Origin of the sequence: Sinorhizobium sp. RAC02 (assembly GCF_001713395.1) — a bacterium.
Taxonomy (GTDB): Bacteria; Pseudomonadota; Alphaproteobacteria; order Rhizobiales; family Rhizobiaceae; genus Shinella.
The window spans coordinates 2,573,269-2,591,178 of sequence record NZ_CP016450.1 but is presented as its reverse complement, the minus strand read 5'-3'; the positions used below and the strand labels follow the sequence as shown (position 1 = coordinate 2,591,178).

Genomic DNA, 17,910 nt, shown 5'->3' with positions numbered 1-17,910 from the left:
ACCCGTCGTTCACCCTGTTTCCCAGTGGTTTGCGCCCCCTTGCCCGATTTAAGAAGTTGGCAAGGATTGGCTGCGAGGTTTGGGCTCACACGACGGGTTTGGTATCCCTTCAGGTCTCTGGAGAAACCGAGTTGGCATGACGCCGAACCGCCGTAACCGGTAAGTCTTTTAGTCCGGTATGTCCCCCATCAGTATTTAGTTCAAAGGGACAACTAGAATGTCGAGCATTCTCACCAACACCTCTGCCATGGCAGCTCTCCAGACGCTGCGCACGATCAACAACGACATGGAAACGACGCAGGGCCGCATTTCGTCCGGCCAGCGCGTTGGCGCGGCTAAGGACAACGCTGCCTACTGGTCGATCGCGACCACCATGCGTTCCGACAATGCAGCCCTTTCCGCTGTTCAGGACGCTCTCGGCCTCGGCGCCGCCAAGGTTGACGTCGCTTACGGCGGTGTCGAAGCTGCCATCGACGTCGTCAAGACGCTGAAGCAGAAGCTCGTCACCGCAACCGAGCAGGGCGTTGACAAGGTCAAGGTCCAGGAAGAAATCACCCAGCTTCAGGACCAGCTCAAGAGCATCGGCGCATCCGCCACGTTCAACGGCGAAAACTGGCTGGCCGGCGGCTCCGCCGAAACCACGGTTGTCACCGGCTTCGTGCGCGGCGACGACGGTACGGTCAAGGTCACGACGGCAACCTACGACTCGGCTGCAAACGCCCTGTTCGGTGCCTATGACCCGTCCACCGGCGAAGTCGACGACAGCACGGGCTACCTGGCCGACACGCTCGCTATCGAGCTGACCGACGCCACGACCGACGCTGAAGTTGCAGGCCACCTCGACACGATCGAAACGGCTCTGACCAACCTCGCCAAGGCTGGCTCGAACCTCGGCTCGCTCTCCATGCGTATCGGCCTGCAGGAAGACTTCGCTTCGAAGCTGACTTCGGCCCTCGACAAGGGTATCGGCCGCCTGGTCGACGCCGACATGAACGAGGAATCGACCCGCCTGAAGGCTCTGCAGACCCAGCAGCAGCTCGCCATCCAGTCGCTGTCGATCGCGAACTCCAACTCGCAGAACATCCTCTCGCTCTTCCGTTAATAAACGGACGGGAAACGGCGCGGAGGCTGACCCGCGCCAGACCCCAAAAGAAAGGCCGCACCCGGCGACGGGTGCGGCCTTTTTTTATTTTTATTCGGCGAGAAAGAATTCCTTAACTTTATTGCGGTCTTCTTGGGTCATCGAAACGGTGGGTTAACCAAACAACTTAACCGGTTGGCAGGCATGATGCTGACCACCGTTCCCCGGTAACATCCGGAATGCCCTTCCTCAGTCAGCCATTCAAGGGGCACTTTTAACATGACCAGCATTCTGACCAACGTCGCGGCAATGTCCGCGCTCAATACCCTGCGCTCTATCGGCAGCGCCATGGAAACCACGCAGGGCCGCGTATCGTCCGGCATGCGCGTCGGTGAAGCCGCCGACAACGCCGCCTATTGGTCGATCGCTACCACCATGCGCTCCGATAACATGGCGCTTTCCGCCGTTCAGGACGCCCTCGGCCTCGGTGCTGCCAAGGTAGATACCGCCTATGCCGGTATGGAAGCCGCCATCGACGTCGTGAAGGAAATGAAGAAGAAGGTTACGGCGGCGACCGAACAGGGCGTCGACAAGGCCAAGGTTCAGGAAGAAATCACGCAGCTTCAGCAGCAGCTGGTTTCCATCGCCTCCGGCGCAGCTTTCAACGGCCAGAACTGGCTCGTCTTCGACAGCACCGCTGCCGACGTCGTTGCCGACAAGACGATCGTTTCGGGCTTCGTTCGTGATGCTTCCGGTACGGTCAAGGTCAACACCACGGTCTACACGCTGGACGAACTGACCGCCGACGGCCAGAACGTCCTGTTCGGCACGGTCGACACGGCCGATCACCTCCAGAGCGCCGGCGGTATCCTCGGCACGTCCGGTGACGACATCGACCCGACCGCCAACACCTATTCCATCACCGACACCGTCGTGACGCTGGACATCACCGACTTCACCGACGCCGAGATGGCCGAAGCCCTCAACCTGACGGAAGCCGCCATCCAGCTGATGACCAAGGCTGCTTCGCAGCTCGGCTCGATCTCCATGCGCATCGACCTGCAGGAAGACTTCGCTTCCAAGCTCATCGACGCCATCGACAGCGGTATCGGCCGCCTCGTCGACGCCGACATGAACGAAGAATCGACCCGCCTCAAGGCCCTGCAGACCCAGCAGCAGCTCGGCATCCAGGCCCTGTCGATCGCCAACTCCTCGGCCGAAGGCATCCTCACGCTCTTCCGTTAATCGGAAGACGAGGCCTAAACCCTTCGCATTATTCAGGAGGCCCCGGTTTTGCCGGGGCCTTCGTCGTTCATCGGCAGACGCCTTAAAGCGGCGCGTGCAGGAAGGTCGACATTCTAGCATTCTCTGCCTTCCGGGCGAGATAGAGCCTGGCCGTATCGAGTGCCTCGCGGATGGTCACGTCCATGTCGAGATAGCGATATGTGCCGAGCCGCCCGACGAAGGTGACGCCGCTTTCCTGTTCGGCGCGGGCGACATACTCGGTGAGCTGCGCCTTCTCCTCGACCAGTCGGATCGGGTAGTAGGGAATGTCCTGCGGTTCGCAGGCGCGCGAGAACTCGCGGTAGCAGACGGAACCGGCATGTTCTTCCCACGGCGAGAAATGCTTGTGTTCGGTAATGCGGGTGTAGGGCACCGAGACGTCGCCGTAGTTCATCACCGCACAGCCCTGGTAGTCGCCGTCATAGGTGAAGCGCTCGAAATCGAGCGTGCGATAGCCGAGCCGGCCAAGCTCGTAGTCGAAATAGCCGTCGAGCGGTCCGGAATAGAAGACGTGGGCGAAACCCTCCGCATCGTCCCGGTTGAACACGGTGTCCAGCGTGACCTTGATGTTGGGATGATCGAGGATACGCTCGATCATGTCCGTATAGCCGTTTTCCGGCATGCCCTGGTATTTATGGAAGAAGTAGTTGTCGTCGTAGTTGAAGCGCACCGGCAGCCGCTTGAGGATCGAGGCCGGAAGTGCCGTCGGCGAGCAGCCCCATTGCTTCTGGGTATAGCCCTTGAAAAAGGCCTCATAGAGGTCGTTTCCGACGAAGCGCAACGCCTGCTCCTCGAAGGTCTGCGGATCCGTGATCGTCCTGTCCGCCTGCTCTTCGAGGAAGGTGCGGGCCTCGTCCGGCCGGAAGGTCTTACCGAAGAACTGGTTGATCGTGTGCAGGTTGACCGGCAGCGAATAGACCTGGCCGCTGCTCGTCGTCTTCACGCGGTTCTTATAGGGCATGAAGGTCGTAAAGCCGTTCACATAGTCCCAGACCTCGGTGTCGTCGGTATGGAAGATGTGCGGGCCGTAGATGTGCACCATCACGCCGGTCGCTTCGTCCCGCTCGGTGTGGCAGTTCCCGGCGATGTGGCTGCGCGAATCGATGATCTCGACCTTGTAGCCCTCCTGTGCGAGCTCGCGGCCGATGACGGCGCCGGAAAGCCCGGCGCCCACGATGAGGATTTTCTCTTTCACACCCATGCCAATCTGTCCTGAATTGAACCTGTCGCGTCAGCCTGCGGCCCGCAGCCGTGGTGCATCCGCCGGAAACAGCCGGTCGCGCATCAAAACCTCGTAGGCCTCGATCAGCGCGGTCGGATCCCAGCCGCGCTCCTGCGGGCCAAAGCTCAGATGGCTCACCATGAAGTCGGAATAGATCGCGGACGGCCGGTCCAGGAAGGTCGGCACGCCGATGGTGAGGGCGTGCTCGTCGTCGCCCTGCGGCAGCGCCATGTGACGCAGGTCGCGCCCGAGCCAGGCGATGAAGTTGATCGACTGCCGTTCGGTCCAGTCGATGACGGGTTCGGGGAAGGGAAGGGCCGCGCCGCCGGTGCCGAGGAAGAAGGCGTGCAGCTGGGTGGCGCGTTCCGCACTCTCCCAGAGGGTGCCGCCAAAACCGCCCGGTGGACGCTCGAAATCACCGACGCTTGCCGGAATGGAGCCCGCCTGCTGCTGGAAGTAGGCGCAGACGCCATTGTTCACGACGTTTGCCGAGACGATGAAATAGTGCGGGTTGGCGCGGCGGAACTGGATGAAGCCGTCCAGCTTGTCGATGTCGAGATAGACGATGTCATCATCGCACTTCAGGAAGACCGCGTCGGAGAAGGCGTCGATCCGCGTCGCGTAGTATTCGTAGGCCTGGAAGTACGGCAACTGCTCCCGCGGATTGCCGATATAGCGGCGGGTCCGGGCGTTGACGTCGCAGAGTTCGAGATCGGCGCCCCAGCCGCCGCGAATGAGAACCGAGGCGCCGGCGCCGAGGTTCAGCTCCGGCCAGGTGCCGATCGTCGCATCGTTGATTCGCAACGTGGGCACACCGGCCGAATCGATCATCAGCGCGACCTCATTGGGTTGCCCCGGGGAGAGCGCACCCGGCGTCGGCTTGGTCCAGAGATTGGCCTGGTTGTCACGGTCGAAATTCTGGAGCTGGTCGCGCGTGATCTTGCGAAGCGCAGAATGGGTGTTCTTCCAGCCGCCGACCACGATTTCGTAGCACTCCTGCGACCGATCGTTCGGAACGATCGCGATGTGCAGGTCGTGACGAATCCGAGCGCTCGTGCGGAAGGATGCCTGGGGTGTCACAGTCCCGGCCGCCTGATACGGCACCTTCGAGCCCATGTAGCGGGCAGGGCCGAACTCCCGGGTCACCCAGGCATGGTCTTCGTCCGCGCGGGTGAAATCCCAGATGTGCCACTCGTCGATGATCCCGAGATCCAACGCCCGCCGGACGTACTGGGTCAGGATTTCCATCCGTTTCTGCCGTCCGGCAAAGGTCACCAGGATAACTGGGGTCATGCTGTCCTCGTCATTCAGAATTGTCGATCGCTGCAAGGCTGTCGTCTGCCGGGTGGTTATCCGGCGGAGGTCCAGAGGCGGGCATCGGGTGAAAGCGGTGCGAAGTCGTTCAGGATGGCAAGCTGCGCGCGATAGCGCTGCCGGTAGGCCTGGTCGTCTTCGAAGTCGATGTTCGCGGCTGCAAGTTCAGCGCCCACCTCGTAGTAGAGGTCAAGGTTGCGCAGGTCAGGAACGGGCGTCTCGCCACGCTCGGCCTCGCCCTGCATCTGCCAGAACAGCTCTTCGAGCCGGCGGGCAAGGGCGGGCATGTCGCGCAGCGCGCAGGTTTCCCGCTGCTGCTGGAGGGATTCCTTGACGGCGGCAAGACGGGCCGGATCCTTGGCGAAAGCGACGGCCTGGCGCACATAATCGTCCGGGCTCTCGCAGACGAGTTCGGGAATTCCCGCCGCCACGACGATGCTGGCGCAGAAACGCGAGGCGAAACTCTTGCCGGCGACGGTCAGTACCGGCAGGCCCTGCGTGATGGCGTCGGCCGCGGTGGAATGCGCGCCGTAGGGGAAGGTGTCGAGGAACAGGTCGGCAAGGCCGATGCGGGCGAGGTGATCCGGGTTCTGGGTCTTGCCGGCGAAGATCAGCCGCTCCGGCGCGACGCCAGCCTGTTCGGCCATCTGCTTGACGCGCTCGTTGACGCTGTCGTCGCCGACCAGCAGCCACAGCACGCTGCCTGGCGTCGCGGTGAGGATGGCCATCCAGCGGGCAAAGCAGTTGGCGGTGATCTTCTGCATGCCGTTGAAGCTTGCGAAGACGAAGGCGTCTTCCGGCAGGCCGACCGCCGCTCGCGTCGGGCGCGGATTGACGGTGCGCTTGCGGTCCACCGGCTGGTTGCAGGGGATGCGAAGCACCTTCTCGGTATAATACAGCTCGTTTTCCGGCGGCACGATCTGTTCGTCGGCGATCATGTACTGGTGATACGGGCTCGCCATCGTGCCGGGATAACCGCAGAAATTCACGATGACTGGTGCCGGCCGATAGGCGAAAATTTTCGTGCGGGCGTGCTTGGTATACCCGTTGACGTCGATCAGTACGTCGATCTCGTCGGCGACGATCTGGCGGGCCGCGTCGACGTCGCTCAACTTGGTGATGTCGCACCAATTGTCGACCGCCAGCTTGATTCGCGCCTGCGTCTGATCGATGAGAACCGGTTCGCCGCAATAGTAGGCGAAGATCTCGACATTGGACTTGTCGTGCAGTTCGAGCAGTTCGCTCAGCGCAAAGCCGACCGCATGCTGGCGCAGGTCCGAGGAGACGTAGCCGACGCGCAGGCGCTGCCCGGTTCCGCTCTTGTGGCGCACCGGCTTGCGCACGAAGCCCTTGAAATCGGCCGGCCGGCCGACGGTCGCCTGGCAGTAGCGGTGCGCCTTTGCCATGTGGAAGAGGGGATCGTCGGTGTAGCAGGCGATCGTCATGGACGACATCGCGTCCATGAACTGGCGCGACGTGATATGGGTGGACGGCGCGACGACCGGCCACTTGCACTGGCGCATGCGGAGCGAAATCCAGTGCTGGGCGGCCTCGGTGCGCGTGGGTTGCAGCTCCATCGCCTGCCACAGGGCGGCTTCCGCCTCTTCGAGCTTGCCGGTCGCTTCCAGAACGCGGCCGATATGCTGGAGGCTCAGCAGACGGTTGTTGATCTTGTCGGGTGTTACGTCCGCCGTCGCATCCGCAAAGGTGCGCCATTGCTGGACGGCCTGCCCCGTCAGGCCGCAATCCTCCAGCGTTCGCCCGAGATTAATATGGGCCTGGCCGAATTGCGGGCTGATCCGGATCGCTGCGCGCAAGGCGTGGATCGTGGCTGCCGTGTCACCCGCCTTCGAAAGCGAAACCGCGAAGTTGAAATAGGCAAGGTGCAGCAGCGGATTGGTGTCGTTGAAGGCGATCCAGGTCTTGTAGAGCTCGATCGCCGGCAGGGTGGCGCCGCCAGCGGCCAGCGCTTCCGCGGTCTGGAACAGCTCGGCAAGCGAGAGCTGCTGGTTGCGCGCGCGTCCGAGCAGGTTGAGGAGCGGTGCGTTCGGATCGGGAACGATGGGGGTGCTGACAGTCATGGACATCCTGCGGCAAGAGGCCTGCTGGCCGGGCTGTTGAACGACTCGAAAAGGAGCTCGTTTGCCTTGCTATCGGAGTTGTCTTGCGTCGGGCTGATCGTTTTTCGCGGCAGGATGGCGTGTGGCGCGGGTTTGCAAGCCCCATCCCCAAAGAAAAAGCGGCGCGGTGTGAACCGCGCCGCCTGTTTTCGGGATCGACCGTCTGGATCAGACGTCGTTGTAGGCTGCGATGATCGCTTCGACCTGCGCGCTGTTCAGGGCGCCGATCTGCTGGCTCGTGAAGGCCCGGGCCTGTTCCGAGCTCAGGGCGCCGATGTCCTCGGTGGAGAGGCCCGGCAGTGCCTTGACGTTGATCGCGGCGATCTCGTCCGACGTGAAGGTCGCGATCTCATCCGAAGCCAGCGCGTCGAGTGCAGCGGAGCTGAGGGCTGCGATCTGCGTGCTCGTCAGAGCGTCGACCTGGTCGGAAGTGAGCGTCGTGATCTGAGCCGTGCTGAGGGCTGCGATCTGGGTGCTCGTCAGGGCTGCCATCTGGTCGCTGTCGAGCGACGAGATTGCGTCGGTCGTGAGCGCTTCGATCTGCTTGGCCGTCAGGGCGACGATGTTGTCGCTCGACAGACCGTCAACCTGGTCGGAGGAGAGAACGCCGATCTGTGCCGTTGTCAGGGAGGCAAGCTGAGCGGTGTTCAGTGCACCGATCTGCTCGCTGCTGAGGAAGGACACGATGTCGGTCGACAGGCCGGCCAGAACCTTGTTGCTGATGGCGGCGATTTCGTCGGACGAGAAGGTACCGATCTCGTCAGAGCTCATCGTGCCGAGCGCTGCGGCGCTGAGGGCTGCGATCTGCGTGCTCGTCAGGGCGTCGACCTGATCCGAAGTCAGGGTTGCGACCTGTGCGGTGGTCAGGGCGCCAACCTGCTTGGAGGTCAGAGCCGCGATCTGATCACTTTCCAGCGATGCGATCGCATCGGTGGTCAGAACCGCGACCTGGTTGGCCGTGAGGGCCTTGACCTGGTCGGAGCTGAGGCCGTCGAGCTGATCGGAGGTCAGGGTAGCGACCTGTGCGGTGGTGAGCGCGGCTACCTGGTCAGAGCTCAGGGCTGCGATCTGATCGCTTGCGAAGTTCCCGATGGCAGCGGTGGACAGGGCAGCCAGAACCTTGGTGCTGATGGCGGCGATTTCATCCGAGGTGAACTTACCCAGTTCTTCGGAGGTCATCGTGCCCAGTGCCGAGGCGCTGAGGGCTGCGATCTGTGCGCTGTCGAGGGCTTCGACCTGGTCGGAAGTCAGCGAGTCGATCTGAGCAGAGGTGAAGGATGCAACCTGCTTGGACGAGAGGGCGGCGATCTGGTCACTGTCGAGCGATGAGATGGCATCGGTCGTGAGTGCTTCAATCTGCTTGGCCGTCAGGGCGACGATGTTGGTGCTGGTCAGACCATCGACCTGATCGGACGTCAGGACGCCGATCTGGGCTGCGGTCAGGGCTGCTACCTGCTTGCTGCTGAGAGCGGCAATCTTGTCGCTGTCGAGGTTGGCGATGGCAGCGGTCGAGAGGGCAGACAGAACCTTGGTGGAGATGGCTGCGACTTCATCGGACGTGAACGTCGTGATTTCGTCGGAGGACATCGTGTTCAGCGCGGCGGCGCTGAGGGCTGCGATCTGCGTGCTCGTCAGAGCCTGGACCTGGTCAGAGGTCAGGGCGTCGACCTGGGCAGTGGTGAGGGCTGCGACCTGCTTGGACGTCAGGGCGGCAACCTGGTCGCTTTCGAGCGATGCGACGGCATCGGTCGTGAGCGCCGTGATCTGCTTGGCGGTCAGGGCAACGATGTTGTCGGTCGACAGGCCGTCCAGCTGATCGGAGGTCAGAACACCGAGCTGAGCGTTGGTAAGGGCAGCAACCTGCTTGGAGGTCAGGGCTGCGATCTTGTCGCTGTCGAAGTTGGCGATCGTGTCCGTTGAGAGGCTGGACAGAACCTTGGTGGAGATGGCGGCGACTTCGTCAGACGTGAACGTTGCGATCTCGTCGGAGGACATCGTGTCGAGCGCCACGGCACCGAGGGCCGCGATCTGCGTGCTGGTCAGAGCCTGGACCTGATCCGAGGTCAGGGCGTCGACCTGGCCGGTCGTCATTGCAGCAACCTGCTTGGCCGACAGGGCAGCAACCTGGTCGCTTTCGAGCGAAGCGACAGCTTCGGTCGTCAGCGCCGTGATCTGCTTGGCAGTCAGGGCAGTGATGTTGTCGGAGGACAAGCCGTCCAGCTGGTCGGAGGTCAGAACGCCGATCTGGGCGGTGGTGAGCGCTGCGAGCTGCTTGCTGTTCAGGGCACCGATCTGTGCGCTGTCGAAGTTTGCGATCGTTGCGGTGGACAGGCTCGACAGAACCTTGGTGGAGATCGCTGCGACTTCGTCAGACGTGAACGTTGCGATCTCGTCGGAGGACATCGTGCCGAGCGCTGCTGCGCTGAGGGCTGCGATCTGGACGCTGTCGAGGGCGTCGATCTGGTCGGACGTCAGGACGTCGACCTGGGCAGAGGAGAGGGCTGCGACCTGCTTGGCCGTCAGAGCAGCGATCTGGTCGCTGTCGAACGAGGTAAGCGCGTCGGTCGTGAGCGCCGTGATCTGCTTGGCGGTCAGGGCGGCGACGTTGTCGGAGGAAAGGCCGTCGATCTGGTCGGACGTCAGGACACCGATCTGGGCGTTGGTGAGAGCAGCAACCTGCTTGGAGGTCAGGGCCGCAATCTTGTCGCTGTCGAGGTTGGCAATGGTTGCCGTCGAGAGGCTCGAGAGAACCTTGGTGGAGATGGCGGCAATCTCATCGGAGGAGAAGGTTGCGATCTCTTCCGAGGTCATCGTGCCGAGTGCATCGGCGCTGAGGGCTGCGATCTGGGTGCTGCTCAGAGCGGCAACCTGGTCGGAGTCGAGGATGGCGACCTGTGCGGTCGAGAAGGCTGCGATCTGCTTGGCGTTCAGGGCGCCGATCTGGTCGCTGTCGAGTGATGCGATGGCATCGGTCGTGAGCGCCGTGATCTGCTTGGCGGTGAGGGCAGCAACCTGGTCGCTCTTCAGGCCGTCGACCTGGTCGGAGGTCAGAACGGCGATCTGGGCGTTGGTCAGCGAAGAAACCTGCTTGGCGCTGAGGGCACCGATCTGGTCGCTGTTGAAGTTTGCGATGGCGGCGGTGGAGAGGCTTGCCAGAACCTTGGAAGAGATGGCAGCGACTTCATCCGAGGTGAAGGTCCCGATTTCGTCCGAGGTCATCGTGCCGAGTGCGGCAGCGCTGAGGGCTGCGATCTGCGTGCTCGACAGAGCCTCGACCTGATCGGAATTCAGCTGGCTGATCTGCGCCGTGCTGAGCGCGTTCATCTGCGACGAGGTGAGGCCGGCGATGTTGGTGGAGCCCAGCGCATCCATCTGCGAAAGGGTGAGGCCGGTGATGGCGGCGGCCGTGACGGCGCTGATCTGGGTCGAGGAGAAGGCCGCAAGGTCTTCGGTCTCGAAAGCCGAGATCTGCGTGGAGCTCAGCGCCTTGATCTGCGTGCTGGTGAGAGCTGCGACGTCGGTTGTGGTGAGGTTCGCGATCGCGGTCGACGAGAGCGCCCGGATCTGGTTGATCGAAAGAGATGTGACGATTGAAGTCATGAACGCGCCCTTGATGGTTGGCTGACCACAAACGTCATTGCCCTGCGAGTCGCAGCGCAAGGGGCCGGTTCGGCGCCTTTACGGCATACTCAGCATGTCCTGCGCTTGCTGCAGCGTTGGACGTCCCCCGGACCCCTCATTGGCTTCGCAATTCGGGTGTCCTTGTGGACGATAACTTGTTTTCATGGAACATGACTCGAACGAGCCAGCGTATCGGAAGGGCATCATGCTTACAGAGCCAGAAGGCGGCTCCGATCCCCACGCCAGTGGTTGCAAGCTCCACACATGTAGAATTCTTACAACTAAGCAAAGTTCTAAGCAGGAACTTCTAATAATGAGTTAATGAGATGCAACACATCCTTGCAATTACAAATTCGGCCTGACTCGAAACGGAACGCTTGTTTTCCAAAATCGCACGGTATCGTGCCACTTGCAGGCAGTGCTCGTCGCATTTTTGGCGCGGAAAGGTTGAAAACCGTAAAAACCTGCCATCGCCCGTTTACGCTTTTTTCATTTTCCTTTCCAAATCCTTAACGACGTTAACCATTTGTTAACCATTGGCCGTTAACCAATCATTAAGAACGATGGACTGACGCCCAGGGCAAACGAGCGGCGTCGGTTGCATGAAGCCTCCCATCGTTACCGGTCCCCCGCCTTTACTCCGGCATGTCCCCGACAATCACTTATTCAGGGCAAATGCCAATGACCAGCATCTTGACCAACTCCGCCGCTATGGCCGCGTTGCAGACTCTCCGTTCGATCGACAACAGCCTCGAGACGACGCAGGCGCGCGTCTCCTCCGGCATGCGCGTCGAAACCGCCGCCGACAACGCCGCCTACTGGTCGATCGCGACCACCATGCGCTCCGACAACCGCGCCATCTCCACCGTCGCCGACGCACTCGGTCTCGGTGCTGCCAAGGTCGATACCGCCTATACCTCCTTGGAAAGCGTCATCGACGTGATGAGCGAGATCAAGGCGAAGCTGGTCGCCGCGCGTGAGCCGGGCGTCGACAAGACCAAGATCAATGATGAAATCAAGGAGCTGAAGAACCAGCTCATCTCGGCTGCCCAGTCGGCCTCGTTCTCCGGCGAGAACTGGCTTTACAATACGGGCGACGAAGCACTCGGCATAAAATCCGTCGTCGCCTCCTTCGTGCGCAGCGCCGACGGCAACGTCAAGGTCACCACGCTCGACTTCAATACAGAGAACTCCGTGTTGATCGACATCGAGACGCCGGAGCAGGGTTACCTCACCAAGCCTATCGATCTTGCCGACGTCATGCCGGATCCGCCGGCCTTTGGTCCGTACTCCATCATCGACATGGACGATCCCGAAGCCGATGGCGTCGTCCAGCTCAAGGCGGATACGACCTACGAAGAAATCGACGGCATGATCAGCGTCACGGATTTCATCCTCAAGGACCTGACGAACGCCGCCTCCACGCTCGGCGCCATCACCAAGCGCATCGAGATGCAGGAGAGCTTCGTCGCCTCGCTTGGCGACGTGATCGACAAGGGCATCGGGCGTCTCGTCGATGCCGATATGAACGAGGAATCGACACGGTTAAAGGCGCTGCAGACCCAGCAGCAGCTGGGCATCCAGTCGCTCTCGATCGCCAATTCGAGCGCAGAAAACATCCTCCAGCTCTTCCGTCAGTAAGGGCAGGACGATCTTGCTTCCGCCCGGCCGGGGTCATCGGCCGAGGCGGGCGGTTGGGCCGCGCGATTTGCCCTGGCGCGGCCCAACACCCTTCATCTTCATCCTCGCACAAGTTTGAACCCCTAGGCTCAATGGCACGATCAGGAAGATTGTGTGCCTTTCGCCTTCCGGAAGGCTCGGTGTCGAGGAGACAGGTCAGCGGTGTTGTCAGCTTCCAGTGTTTACGAGAGCGAGCGTCGAAACGGTCCGCGGGGTTCCCGACGGGCGCTGTTTGCGTTTGTCGGGCACGCGGCAGGGCTGGAGGGCATGGCATGAGCGTGCAACTCGCCCGCTACCTCAAGGATTTCGGCGCGCCGCCGCGCGCGAAGACGCCGACCTTCGCCTCCCCGTCGTTCACGCAGAATGACGGCGGCGCCAAGGCCGAACCCTTCGCAATGCCGCTCGCAGAGCCGCAAGTCGACGTTGCGGCGGAACGGGCCGAGGCATTTGCCGATGGCCGCGCCGAAGCCGAGGCGGAGCTTGCCGCAAAACACGAAGCGGACATGGCCGCTTTGAAGGAAGCGCATCAGGCCGAGCTTGACGGGCTCAAGGCGCGATACGAGCAGGACTACGCGGACGCACTGGCCAAACGGTTCTCCGGGCTGACCGCCGAGGTTGCCGATCTCGTCGCAGCCCAGGCCGCACAGGTCCTGGCGCCCATCATGAGCCTTGTGCTCACCAAGGGCGCGGTTGCCGATCTCGCACGCATGATCACGGAAGGCCTTGCGGGTGGCGAAGGTATTACGGTTACGGTGAAGGGGCCGGCAAACCTCTTCGAACAATTGAAATCGCATTTCGAGGATAACATGCCGGTCTTCAAGCATGTCGAAATGCAGGATGTCGATCTGACGGTGGAGTTCAGCGAAACCGTCCTGGTAACGCGGATGGCGGCCTGGGCTGACACCGTACGCAAGGTGCTTGCATGAGCGAAGGCGAAAATCATCACCACGGCAAGAACGAGATCATCATCGTCAAGCGACATGCCGATCATGAGGGGGACCATCATTCGGCCGCCTGGAAGATCGCCTATGCCGACTTCATGACAGCCATGATGGCGTTCTTCCTCGTGATGTGGCTTGTCAATGCCGCCAACGAGAAGACGCAGGCTTCCGTCGCGTCCTACTTCAACCCGATCAAGCTGACCGACGACAAGCCGGCCGACAAATCGGTGAAGAGGCCGGCCAACAGTGCCGAAGGCGAGGCGACGCAGGACAAGTCCAAGGAACAGGGCCAGCAGCAGGCGAGCGGCAACGGCGCGGAAAGCGGCAAGGACGAGAAGACCACTGCCGGTGAGGAAACCCAGTATTCCGAAGCCAATTTCTTCGAGAACCCCTATTCCGTGCTCTCCGAAATTGCGCAGGAAGTCGGCCAGCAGGCGAATGTGAGCGCCAAGGGCGAGGGCGGTGCGGCCAATTCCGGCCCGTCCACCGGCGCCAGCGGCGGCGAAGCCTATCGCGATCCGTTCGACCCCGACTTCTGGACGCAGCAGGTCGATATCTCGCAGGCGACGAGCGCCGGCAGCGAAGGCAAGACCGTTCAGGAGGCGCTTGCCAAGGACGAGGCGGAAAAGGCCGAAGCCGCAAAGGCCGAGGCGGAGCAGGCTGCGAGCGAGGACGCCAAGGCCAAGGAAGACAAGGAAGCCGACGAGCTTAAGAAGCAGATCAACAAGGAGATCGGCACCCTCGGCAAGCTCGCGGAAGGCCTGACGGTCACGCCGGCCGAAGGCGGCCTGCTCGTCAGCCTCACCGACCAGCTCGATACGCCCATGTTCAACATCGGTTCGGCCGTGCCCCAGCGCGACATGGTGCTGGCGATGGAGAAGATCGGCAAGATCCTCGGAAGCCGTCCAGGCGCCATCGCGATCCGTGGCCATACAGATGCCCGACCCTTTGCGGGTGGCAAGAACGACAACTGGCGGCTCTCGATGGACCGTGCGCAGAGCGCCTATTACATGCTGGTGCGCGGCGGCCTTGAAGAAAAGCGCGTGAGCCAGGTGACGGGCTTTGCCGACCGGCGCCTCAAGGTCCAGGACGATCCGATGGCCGACGCCAACCGTCGCATCGAAATCCTCATTCAGACGGAAGGTGGCTGACGCCATGGGTCTGTTGCGGCGCCTGCTTATGATGGGTACGGTCTTTTGCGGCATCGCGTCTGCCGCAGTGCCCGCCTGCGCGGAGAATCTCGACGATCTCGCGCCCTACAAGATGATCCGTTCGCTGCAATATGTGCAGGACACGGTGGCGCTCGGCGACCATTCCGCAATGGAGATGCAGCGCTTTCTGCTGTCCACTATCGACGAGCGGTTTCGTACGGCGGACGCCGCGATTTTCGATGACCCGCGCAATGTCGATGCAGCACTCATCTATGCCATGAGCGGCGGCAATCCGGAGACGCTGGAACTCCTCATAAAAAGGGATGTCGGCGGCCATTTCGATTCCCGCATCACCGATGCCCTGCGCAGCTATCTGGGTGGCCGCGGCAGCCAGAGCGTGAAGTCGCTGGCCGAAATCTTTCCGGAATACAAGCGTGCGCGCGTCGGTCCCTACCTGGCGCTGGTTTCCGCCAATTCGGTCATCCGCAAGGATCCCGCCTTGGCGCTGACCTATTTCGACTGGGCGCGGCTGGTGGCGCCCGGCACGATCGTCGAAGAGGCTGCGCTGCGCCGCTCCGTCTATGTGACAAGTGAGGCCGGCTGGATCGACAAGAGCATGGTCTATGCGAACCGCTACGCGCGGCGCTACCTGCGCTCGCCCTATGCCAGTCAGTTCGCCGACCTCTTCGTCAAGCTCGCCGTCGATCATTTCGAGGCGATCAAGGAAGAGGATATTCTCGAGGTCCTGTCCTTCATGGATGTGCCGCGGCAGCGGGAGGTCTATCTGCGCATGGCGCGGCTCGCCGCGATCTCGGGCAAGAACAAGCTCGCCTCGCTCGCCGCCGAACGCGCCCAGATGCTGTCCGAGGACGGGGAAAGCGTGCCGCGGGTGCTGGCCGATCTCTATTCCGGGCTGGCCTCGGTTCCTTCAGGCGATGTCTCGTCTGCGATGGAATCCATCATCGCCATTCCGGATGACAAGCTTTCGGAGAAGGACCGCGCCTTGAAGGCCGCGGCCAAGGCGGTGGCTGAAGAGGTCCTGCGCGCACCACAGGCGTCGCTGGCCGAAACGGAGGCCGTTGCCGTACCGGAACAGCCCGAGGATGCGTCCTATGCGGGCCTGAATGAGGCGGAAACGGCGGAGCGGTCGATGGATCCGCAGGCAGGCGCGGAGGAGACCCCGGTCGCTACCGCCGCCGAGCTGGACAAGAAGAAGAAAGAGCAGGCGGCAGAAGCGGGCATCGATCCGACGTTCGATACATTCGTATCGAGTGGTCGGTCCAAGCTCGACGAGATCGACGCGCTCTTGAAAGGAGAAGGCAGTTGAGCAACACCGCGAACGGAATTTTGGGCGCCGCGCCGCATCTGACGTCGGCAAAGAACAAGGCAGGACACGCGAAGACCGCGGAGACCGCTCCCAAAAGTGGCGATTTCGCCAGCACCGTGGCAAACCTTGCCGGACGGGGAGGCGAGGGCGGCCGCAAGGGCGCAAACCTCTCGATCCCCGCCAGTGTCACTGCGGCGCGCTCCATATCGGCCGAGCAGACCGGTGACACGCGGATCAGGACGTCGAATTCGAGCCTGCCGGCTATTGCCGAAGTGCTGCGCAGGGCTGGCGCCGAAAAGGCTGCTGACAAGGCTGCTGCCACGTCCGATGAGCTGGCCGGCTTAAAGGCCGAACCCGGTGAGACCGTGCGTGGTAATGCTGCACCCGGCGAAAAGGCTGCGGCCGAAACCGGCGGGAAAACAACCGGTGGGAAAGCGGATGCAGACAGCGGCACGAAGACCGCCGCGCAGGCTTCAGCGAGACCTGATGCCGACCCAATCGCCAAAACGGACAAGGCCTTTGACGAGAAGCCTGTCGCATTCCACGACCTTGCGGATAAGCCGGGTGAGAAATCGCGTACCGAGACACAGGGCAAGACCAAGGCCGAGTCCACTGATCTCAAATCCGACAAGGTACCCGATGCCGATGCCGAAGCCGGCGCTGTACCGGACACCGGCAGCACGGCCGACGTCGGCAATCTGCTGGCGCTTCTAACCGCTCCGAATGCCGTCGCGCAGGTCGTGGCCAACGGCCAGGCGGCCGCGGCAGGTGGGCAGAATGGCGACGAGCAGCCTGATGGCGAGGTGAAGGGCCGGATCGATGCCCACGGCGATGCCTCCTCGGCATTGGCGGATGGAGCGCATGCCGATGCTGCTGCCGTCGAGACGGCCGCAGCCAAGTCAGAATCCGATACCGATCAGCTCTTTCGGCTTATCCGGGCCGACGGCAAGGGTCGCGACGTCGACATGAGCATTTCCGCCGATGGTGAACGCACGGCCGTTCGTGACGCCAATCCGACCGGCGCGAAGGGGGAGACGGTGACGGTGGTCGATGCACGCCGGTATATCGGCCTTGCGTCGACGGGCAACTCGGCGGCCGTGACGACGGCGCTCACGCAGGATCCGTCCTGGGCGGCGTCGCTGAGCTCGACCGGCAGCCTCCTCCAACCGCATGAGGCCATGACCGGCAAGGTCGTCAACACGCTGAAGATCCAGATGCACCCGATCGAGCTTGGCCTCGTCACGGCGACGCTGAGGCTGCATGGCGACGAACTGACCGTCTCGCTGCAGGTGCAGACGGCCGAGGCCTACCGCCAGCTCAGCGACGATCAGGATGCCATGGTCAAGGCGCTGCGCGACCAGGGCTTCGCCGTCGACCAGGTCAGCGTCCAGTTCACCCCGGCCGACAGAAACTCTGGCACGCAGCAGGGCGACGGGCAGAGCCAGCAACAGCAACAACAGCCGCAGTTCTCCAGCCAGCCGCAGGCCCGCGAAGGCGGCAATGGCCGCCAGGGCGCCGAGGGGCAGGCAGCACGCAGTTTCGCACGCGAGGAAGCATCCCATGAAGGCACCACGTCGGACAACGCTGCTGGCCTCGCTGGCGGCCAGTCTCTGCGTTCTGGCGGCGTCTACCTCTGACGCGAAAGCCGCCGTCGGCAGCTGCGAGCGTGAGATTCTCGCTGCCGCTGCCAAATACGATATCCCCGCCGGGATCCTCTATTCGGTCGGTCTCACCGAGACCGGCCGCAAGGGCTCGTTGCAGCCCTATGCCATGAATATCGAGGGCAAGGCCTTCTTCGGCCAGGATCGGCAGGATGCCCTGCGGGCCTTCGAGGCCGCGCGTGCCCGTGGTGCCAAGCTGATCGATCTTGGCTGCATGCAGATCAACCACCACTTCCACGGCGACCAGTTCACCTCGCCGGCGGAGATGTTCGACCCCCGCAAGAACGTCGAATATGCGGCGGCGTTCCTGGCGCGTCTTCATGCCCGGCACGAGACCTGGACGATGGCTGTTGCACGGTATCATGCCGGGCCAAACAACGATCCGGCGCAAAAGCGATATGTCTGCCGGGTGATCGCCAACCTGGTCGCAACCGGCTATGGAAGCTGGACTCAGAACGCGAAGCAGTTCTGTCAATAATTCGACTAAAAGTTGAATTTTTCCCTTCCG

At 62.4% G+C, this 17,910-nt stretch carries 12 protein-coding genes; 8 read left to right on the top strand and 4 right to left on the bottom strand.

Annotated features, from left to right (window positions below; translation table 11 throughout):
- The first annotated feature begins 217 nt into the window (after positions 1-217).
- A complete protein-coding gene (locus BSY16_RS12450) occupies positions 218-1,102 on the top strand; it encodes a flagellin N-terminal helical domain-containing protein (RefSeq protein WP_069059956.1) in 885 nt (294 codons plus the stop codon).
- Positions 1,103-1,360: 258 nt separating this feature from the next.
- Complete coding sequence (locus BSY16_RS12445; RefSeq protein WP_069059955.1) at positions 1,361-2,326, top strand: flagellin N-terminal helical domain-containing protein; 966 nt, start codon at positions 1,361-1,363, stop codon at positions 2,324-2,326.
- A gap of 82 nt (positions 2,327-2,408) precedes the next feature.
- Here BSY16_RS12445 and glf read toward each other — a convergent pair whose 3' ends face one another.
- The 4 genes from glf to BSY16_RS12425 form a co-directional block, all read right to left on the bottom strand.
- Complete coding sequence (gene glf, locus BSY16_RS12440; RefSeq protein ID WP_069059954.1) at positions 2,409-3,566, bottom strand: UDP-galactopyranose mutase; 1,158 nt, start codon at positions 3,564-3,566, stop codon at positions 2,409-2,411.
- Positions 3,567-3,596: 30 nt separating this feature from the next.
- Positions 3,597-4,880, bottom strand: coding sequence for a DUF6250 domain-containing protein (locus tag BSY16_RS12435; protein ID WP_069059953.1), 1,284 nt, complete (start codon positions 4,878-4,880; stop codon positions 3,597-3,599).
- 56 nt (positions 4,881-4,936) lie between these two features.
- Complete coding sequence (locus BSY16_RS12430) at positions 4,937-6,982, bottom strand: O-linked N-acetylglucosamine transferase, SPINDLY family protein (RefSeq protein ID WP_069059952.1); 2,046 nt, start codon at positions 6,980-6,982, stop codon at positions 4,937-4,939.
- A 207-nt stretch (positions 6,983-7,189) separates the two neighbouring features.
- The gene (locus tag BSY16_RS12425; RefSeq protein ID WP_069059951.1) at positions 7,190-10,621 is read right to left on the bottom strand and encodes a beta strand repeat-containing protein; all 3,432 of its coding nucleotides are present in this window, start codon (positions 10,619-10,621) and stop codon (positions 7,190-7,192) included.
- A gap of 702 nt (positions 10,622-11,323) precedes the next feature.
- Between BSY16_RS12425 and BSY16_RS12420 the strand changes: the two genes are divergently transcribed.
- The 6 genes from BSY16_RS12420 (at position 11,324) to BSY16_RS12395 (ending at position 17,880) form a co-directional block, all read left to right on the top strand.
- A complete protein-coding gene (locus tag BSY16_RS12420) occupies positions 11,324-12,283 on the top strand; it encodes a flagellin N-terminal helical domain-containing protein (RefSeq protein ID WP_069059950.1) in 960 nt (319 codons plus the stop codon).
- A gap of 311 nt (positions 12,284-12,594) precedes the next feature.
- A complete protein-coding gene (locus BSY16_RS12415) occupies positions 12,595-13,248 on the top strand; it encodes a hypothetical protein (RefSeq protein WP_069059949.1) in 654 nt (217 codons plus the stop codon).
- Positions 13,245-14,414, top strand: a complete 1,170-nt coding sequence (locus tag BSY16_RS12410; RefSeq protein WP_069059948.1) for a flagellar motor protein MotB — start codon at positions 13,245-13,247, stop codon at positions 14,412-14,414. The genes BSY16_RS12415 and BSY16_RS12410 overlap by 4 nt, the downstream gene beginning before the upstream one ends.
- A 10-nt stretch (positions 14,415-14,424) precedes the next feature.
- Positions 14,425-15,741, top strand: a complete 1,317-nt coding sequence (gene motC, locus BSY16_RS12405; protein ID WP_502696007.1) for a chemotaxis protein MotC — start codon at positions 14,425-14,427, stop codon at positions 15,739-15,741.
- On the top strand, positions 15,738-17,378 hold the full coding sequence (gene fliK, locus BSY16_RS12400) for a flagellar hook-length control protein FliK (protein ID WP_069059946.1): 1,641 nt from the start codon (positions 15,738-15,740) through the stop codon (positions 17,376-17,378). The genes motC and fliK overlap by 4 nt, the downstream gene beginning before the upstream one ends.
- Positions 17,302-17,880: a transglycosylase SLT domain-containing protein gene (locus tag BSY16_RS12395; RefSeq protein WP_069059945.1), complete on the top strand. Its 579-nt coding sequence runs from the start codon at positions 17,302-17,304 to the stop codon at positions 17,878-17,880. Before fliK ends, BSY16_RS12395 begins: the two co-directional genes overlap by 77 nt.
- Positions 17,881-17,910 lie beyond the last annotated feature (30 nt).

Coding starts and splice junctions, on each gene's coding strand:
- BSY16_RS12445 (WP_069059955.1), top strand. CDS start 1,361: ATGACCAGCATTCTGACCAACGTCGCGGCAATGTCCGCGCTCAATACC.
- BSY16_RS12420 (WP_069059950.1), top strand. CDS start 11,324: ATGACCAGCATCTTGACCAACTCCGCCGCTATGGCCGCGTTGCAGACT.
- BSY16_RS12450 (WP_069059956.1), top strand. CDS start 218: ATGTCGAGCATTCTCACCAACACCTCTGCCATGGCAGCTCTCCAGACG.
- BSY16_RS12415 (WP_069059949.1), top strand. CDS start 12,595: ATGAGCGTGCAACTCGCCCGCTACCTCAAGGATTTCGGCGCGCCGCCG.
- BSY16_RS12395 (WP_069059945.1), top strand. CDS start 17,302: ATGAAGGCACCACGTCGGACAACGCTGCTGGCCTCGCTGGCGGCCAGT.
- BSY16_RS12430 (WP_069059952.1), bottom strand. CDS start 6,982: ATGACTGTCAGCACCCCCATCGTTCCCGATCCGAACGCACCGCTCCTC.
- BSY16_RS12435 (WP_069059953.1), bottom strand. CDS start 4,880: ATGACCCCAGTTATCCTGGTGACCTTTGCCGGACGGCAGAAACGGATG.
- glf (WP_069059954.1), bottom strand. CDS start 3,566: ATGGGTGTGAAAGAGAAAATCCTCATCGTGGGCGCCGGGCTTTCCGGC.
- BSY16_RS12425 (WP_069059951.1), bottom strand. CDS start 10,621: ATGACTTCAATCGTCACATCTCTTTCGATCAACCAGATCCGGGCGCTC.
- BSY16_RS12410 (WP_069059948.1), top strand. CDS start 13,245: ATGAGCGAAGGCGAAAATCATCACCACGGCAAGAACGAGATCATCATC.